General features: G+C 73.6%; 2 protein-coding genes. One reads left to right on the top strand and one right to left on the bottom strand.

Annotation, left to right across the window (positions count from 1 at the left end; genetic code table 11):
* The coding region (locus EST54_RS33750; RefSeq protein WP_275543288.1) for an ATP-dependent helicase C-terminal domain-containing protein at positions 1 to 887 on the top strand (887 nt) is incomplete at its 5' end.
* Positions 888 to 914: 27 nt separating this feature from the next.
* On the opposite strand, the gene EST54_RS33745 is transcribed toward EST54_RS33750, so the two are convergent.
* Entirely contained in the window at positions 915 to 1,934 is a 1,020-nt protein-coding gene (locus EST54_RS33745) for a DUF3068 domain-containing protein (RefSeq protein WP_129251468.1), read from the bottom strand.
* Positions 1,935 to 1,995: the final 61 nt, after the last annotated feature.

The raw sequence follows: 1,995 nt of genomic DNA, 5'->3' as shown, positions 1-1,995 counted from the left end.
CGGGTCCGGGGACGCGGGCCGGTGACGGGTCGGGGCTGCGGGATGCGGAGTGGCTGGCCGTCGCGGTGGCGGACCGGCCGGTGGCGGCGGTGTCGGCGCGGATCCGGCTGGCGGCGGTGATCGATGAGGAGACGGCGGGTGCGGCGGCGCGGGCGCTGTACTCCTCGGGCGAGGAGGTGGGGTGGTCGGGCGGTGATGTGGTGGCCCGGCGGGTGACCCGGCTGGGGGCGATCGAGCTGGCGTCCCGGCCGCTGACCTCGCCCGACGCGGGGCTGCTGCGGGACGCGGTGGTGTCGGGCCTGCGGCGGGAGGGGCCCGGACTGCTGCGGTGGCCGGCCGCCGCGGTGTCCTTGCGGCAGCGGATGGCGTTCCTGCACCGGGCGTGGGGTGCGCCGTGGCCGGAGGTGTCGGACGAGGCACTGCTGGCACGCGTCGACGAGTGGCTGGGTGTGGAGCTCGCCGGGGCACGGCGGCGGGCCGATCTGGAGCGGATCGACGCGGGGCAGGCGCTGGCCCGGCTGCTGCCGTGGGCGACCGGGGAGGCGGCGCGCTTCGACGAGCTGGCGCCGGAGCGTGTCGAGGTGCCGAGCGGTTCGCGGGTGCGGGTGGATTACGGCGGTGAGCAGCCCGTACTGGCCGTGAAACTGCAGGAGTTGTTCGGCTGGCAGGAGTCGCCGCGCGTGTCGGGCGTGCCCCTGCTCATTCATCTGCTGTCCCCCGCCGGACGCCCGGCAGCGGTCACCGCCGATCTCGCCTCCTTCTGGAAGGACGGATACCGGTCCGTACGCGCGGAGTTGCGCGGCCGCTACCCCAAGCACCCCTGGCCGGAGGACCCTTCGACGGCCGCGCCGACGCGGCACACGACGGCACGGCTCAAGCGGGGCTGAGCCGGAGGGAGCCGGGGCGCTGCGGCGTCAGAGGGGGCGTGCCGGGCCGCCGCCGCCGGCATCGCCGCCGGGCTCGGGCGCGGGCCGGCGGGCGGGGGCGGCGCGGGGCCGGCGGCTGCGGGCTTCGAGGTGCAGGCTCAGGGCGAGCAGGGCGGCGCCGAGGGTCAGGAATCCCCAGGGGAGGTAGCGGGTGAGCAGCAACACGAGGGTGCGCTGCGCTTTCACCAGCGAGACGGTGGCGTCGACGTAGTCGGCGCGCATCTTCACATGGCCGGCGAACGCGGTGACCGTGCGGCCGCCGGGCAGCAGATCGCCGCCGCGCAGCTCCTCCTTGTGGATCTCCTGGCCGTTGACCGGCGCTCCGGTGACCGGCTCCACCCAGAACATCCGCTTGGTGGTGTACCAGCGGGTGGTGCCCATCTTCGCGACGGCCTGCGGGGTGACGCCCTTGACCGGCATCTTCTTGGGGAGTGCGACCTTGGTCCAGGGGACGGTCTGCTCGAAGTAGTAGACCTCCAGGCCGCGGAAGGTGCGGGTCCCCCTGTAGTGGATGGGGGCGGAGGTGCGGGTCTGGGCGTCGAAGTAGGCGTAATCGCGTTTCTCGGTGAGGAACGGCCACTTGTATTCGATGCCCTCGCGGCGGACCGGGTCGCCGTCGACCGACTCTCCGGTGGCGTGCACGGGTTCTTGGGAGTGCGCGTCGAAGATGTAGCGCTCGGGGATCTCGGAGACCATCTTTCCGTCGGGGCCGGCGACGTAGGACAGCGTGTCCCAGACGACGACATCGCGGCCGGCGGACTGCTCGATCCGGTCGGATGCGGCGACGTTGCCCTTGAGGGTCTGCACGATGGTGACCTCGGGGACCTGCTCGGCCTTCATCGTCCCGTAGTTGAGGAGCGTGGCGGGCTTCGCCTCCATGACCATGTCCTGGTACTGGCCGGGCGGGATCTTGGCGAGCCGGGGGAAGGCGTACCACCGCATCAGCGGGGACAGTGCGGTGAAGAAGACGGCGACGGCCAGCAGCACCAGGCTCGCCGTGCGGCGCATGCCGCGGGCCGCTCGTCGCCGGCCGGGGGCGGCGACGAGCGGCCCGCGGCATGCGCCGCAC

This window comes from Streptomyces sioyaensis, assembly GCF_004122735.1.
GTDB classification, from domain to species: domain Bacteria; phylum Actinomycetota; class Actinomycetes; order Streptomycetales; family Streptomycetaceae; genus Streptomyces; species Streptomyces sioyaensis.
The sequence above is the reverse complement of the archived record's forward strand: the minus strand, read 5'-3'. Positions and strand labels throughout refer to the sequence as shown.